Annotated in this window: 3 protein-coding genes and 1 pseudogene; all 4 read right to left on the bottom strand. The window is 43.7% G+C overall.

The window, feature by feature from the left end; genetic code table 11:
• Positions 1–134: 134 nt before the first annotated feature.
• A complete protein-coding gene (locus ACYVRH_RS11385) occupies positions 135–1,787 on the bottom strand; it encodes a helicase HerA-like domain-containing protein (protein ID WP_461257035.1) in 1,653 nt (550 codons plus the stop codon).
• Positions 1,788–1,838: 51 nt separating this feature from the next.
• A complete protein-coding gene (locus ACYVRH_RS11390; protein WP_461257037.1) occupies positions 1,839–2,489 on the bottom strand; it encodes an HD-GYP domain-containing protein in 651 nt (216 codons plus the stop codon).
• An 86-nt stretch (positions 2,490–2,575) separates the two neighbouring features.
• Positions 2,576–2,915 (bottom strand): annotated as a pseudogene (locus tag ACYVRH_RS11395) (response regulator); the annotation flags it as partial.
• Positions 2,912–3,767, bottom strand: an 856-nt coding sequence (locus ACYVRH_RS11400) for an Hpt domain-containing protein (RefSeq protein ID WP_461257036.1), incomplete at its 5' end; no start/stop codon positions are given. The pseudogene ACYVRH_RS11395 and the gene ACYVRH_RS11400, both read right to left, overlap by 4 nt.

Genomic DNA, 3,767 nt, shown 5'->3' on the forward strand with positions numbered 1-3,767 from the left:
CTCTTCATTCTTTGTGCCGGTCTCTCAGACCATTCACTAGCGCGAACTGTAGCCTTCCCCTGTCGATTCCTCTTCTTCAGGTTATATCATATTTCCCTTGTTTTCTTTTTATCATTCCTTTGTGTGAATCTTTACTAAAATAATTTAATATTCCCGAACAACCCGCGAACCAGCGCCTTCCCCGCCGCCCTGCCAATCTGCGTCATCGCGCTTGAGAGCGCCTTGTTTGCTGGACTGCTTGTTTTCCTTGTGCTTGTTGTTTTTGGCGTTTTTACCGGCTGAGCTTGCCGCGTTGTAACGGGCTGCTGTTTCTGCTGTTTCTGTTGCTGCGCCTGCGCCTGTTTTTTTTGCTCCTGCAATACTTCATACGCGGATTCTCGGTCTATCGCGTTGCTGTACTTTGAATAAAGCGGGCAGTTCTTAATAATGCCGCTTATGCGCTCCGGTTCCGCTGAGCCTATAAAACTCTTTGGCGGAAGCATAAAAGCGCGTTGTACGATCTTTGGAGCGCCTTTTTCGTCAAGTACTGATATTAGCGCTTCGCCTGTTGAAAGTTCGCCTAAAACTTTTTCACTTGAAAACTCCGGGTTGGAGCGGAATGAAGCGGCGGCGGCTTTTAACGCCTTTTGATCATTTGGCGTATATGCGCGTAACGCGTGTTGAATCTTATTGCCCAACTGTGATAATACGCTATCGGGAATATCGGACGGCGATTGCGTAATAAAGTAAATGCCGACTCCTTTGGAACGGATAAGGCGAACAACCTGCTCTATTTTTTGCAGAAGGGCTTTTGGCGCTTCGTTAAACAAAATGTGCGCCTCATCAAAAAAGAAAACTATCTTTGGCTTATCAAGATCGCCTACCTCCGGCATCATCTCGTAGAGGCCTGAAAGCATCCACAATAAAAATGTCGAATAAAGCAACGGACTTTGAAAAAGTTTTACGCAGTCCAAAATATTGATAAAGCCGCGCCCTGAATCGTCACATCCAAGCCAATCGCGCAGATCTAGAGCAGGCTCTCCAAAGAAAATATCACCTCCGCTTGAGGCCAGCGTTAAAAGATTTCGTTGAATTGTGCCAACGCTTTGCGTCGAGATATTGCCGTATGTTGACGACAATTCTTTCGCGTTATCGCCGGCAAACTGAACCATCGCCCGCAGATCTTTTAAATCGATCAATAATAAACCGTTGTCGTCGGCTATCTTGAAAATTATCTGTAAAATGCCGCTCTGCGTTTCATTAAGACCGAGTATACGCGCAAGAAGAAGCGGCCCCATATCGGATATTGTCGCGCGCGCAGGAATGCCGTTTTTACCGTAAACGTCAAAAAAACGCGTGGGATAATCCGTATACGCGAAATCACCGATGTTCATGCTCTTTACGCGTTCTTCAACATTTTTATTTGACTCACCTTTCTTACAGAGGCCCGAAACATCCCCTTTAATGTCCGCCAAAAAAACAGAAATGCCTATGTCGCTTAACGCTTCCGATAAAACTTTTATGGACACGGTTTTGCCTGTGCCTGTGGCTCCCGCGATAAGCCCGTGCCTGTTTACCATTTTAGAAAGCATATAAACAGGCTCTTTGCCGGTCGCAATCCACAATTTATTTTTATCAGCTGTCGATTTACCGTCCACGCTTGGAGCGGCAGTCAAATCCGGCTGCTTAACCGGGGAAATATCCAATTTTACGCCGCAGTGTTCACAGAACTTTGGAGCGGAACCTCCCGTATAATTCAAAGCGCCGCCGCATGCCGGACATTTATTATTTGCAATTTCATTCGTCATTAAATTTTTCTCCTGTTATCTATTTTACCAAACAATGGACGATTCTTGCAATTAACCGTGATGTTTCATATTAAATCTGTCTGAGTTTTTAACAAATAATTCTACCAGTATTGGATCAAACTGCGTCCCGCTGCTGTTCATGATAATCCGCACCGCTTCTTCATGGGGGAAGGCGTCTTTATACGGGCGGACTGACGTAAGCGCGTCGTAAACGTCGGCAATAGCCATTATGCGGCCTAACAACGGTATTTCGTCTCCCTTAAGCCCGCGTGGATAACCAGTGCCGTCCCATTTTTCATGATGGCTGGCTGCAAAAATTTTCGCGTATTTAAGAAAGTCGCTTTCCTTTGCAAGAACTTCAATTTTTTCGATTATACGCTCGCCAAAAGCCGCGTGTTTTTTCATTTCTTCAAATTCCTCTTTGTCAAGTTTTCCTTTCTTCTTTAGGATAATGTCATCAATGGATATTTTGCCTACATCATGAAGCTGGCAAGACTGGAGCAACAGGTCGATGTCCCATCCCTTTATTTCTTCAGCGTATATGCCGCTCTTTTCTATTTCTTCCAGCATGATTTTTATTCCACGTTGAGTGCGCTCTATGTGTCCGCCTGTAATGTCATCTCTGCATTCTACCAATTCCGCCATTGTTTTTAAAAGGGCGTTTTGCAGTTCCATCACGCTTTGCGTTTTTTCTTCTACCATTCTTTGCAAATTTTCATTGAAGTATTGAAGCTCTTTCTTCTGGGCCTCCACAAGAAGGTGCACTTCAATTCGCTTAAGAAGCAGAGCCGGACGGAACGGCTTTGTGATATAATCAATAGCGCCCATGGATAACCCGGTGATTTCATCGTCCGCTTCTGCTTTTCCCGTAAGAAAAATTACCGGAATATCTTTTGTTTCCTGTTTCGACTTAAGTATCTTAATCGCTTCGTAACCGTTCACTTGAGGCATTTCAATATCAAGCAGGATCATATCTGGCTTATTATTTTCCAGAAGGTCGAACATTTTTTCCGCAGATGGGGCCGTAGCGACGGTGTATTTTTCAGATAAAACATTTTTGCCTATTCTAAGATTCGACGGATTATCGTCTACTAAAATAATCAAAATTTTCTTGTTATCCATATTCATTTCCCCTTGGTTATTTGCGAAATTAGTTCTTCAAGGATTCTTTCTGCATTGTCAAATTCCGTCATCAGCACTTCATCGGAAATTTTTTCAAGAGCGTTTTTAACGTCGGAATCCGCGTCTTGCCGCTTTATAAGTTCTTCCAATAACTTGTCTATATCATCGACTTTTTTAGTTTTCAGCGCCGCGTCAAGTTCGCGCAGAAGGGGGATAAAAACGGCAAATTCGTTTTTAGAAGATTTAAGAGCCTCATTCGCGTTATGCGCAACATACGCTTCCGTTACGGTAAGGATATTTCCCGCCAATTCCGCCAACTGTCCGGTAAAAGCCGGTAACTGCTTTTCGATAACAGACAAATCCGCAGCCTTGCCGGCGGCTTCAAGTTCCTTAGCCATAGCCGAAACTTCCGTGGCGCCGATTGAGGCGCAAGCGCTTTTCAGCGCGTGAACATTAATAATAAACGCCGGTAAATCGCCTTCCTGCGGAACTGTTTTCAACATGGATAACCTTTTTTCAACGTCTTTACAAAATATGGACAGTACGTCAATATAGCCCGCTTCCTTACCGCCTGTCATGGCGAGCCCTTTTGCCGTATTAACGCCTGGAATATCAAGTAATTTCTCATTGTTAATTGCTAATTTCTCATTGCCAATTGCTAATTTCTCATTGCCAATTGCTAATTTCTCATTGCTAATCGCCAATTGCTCATTGCTAATTGCTAATTGCTCATTGCTAATCGCCCTCTTCTCTTCCGGTATCCAGCGATCAAGAATTTCATCCAGTTTGGAAACATCTATAGGTTTTGAAAGAAAATCATTAAAACCTTTTTCAATAAACATTTCACGCATTCCAACA

Source organism: Treponema sp. R80B11-R83G3 (assembly GCF_054786115.1).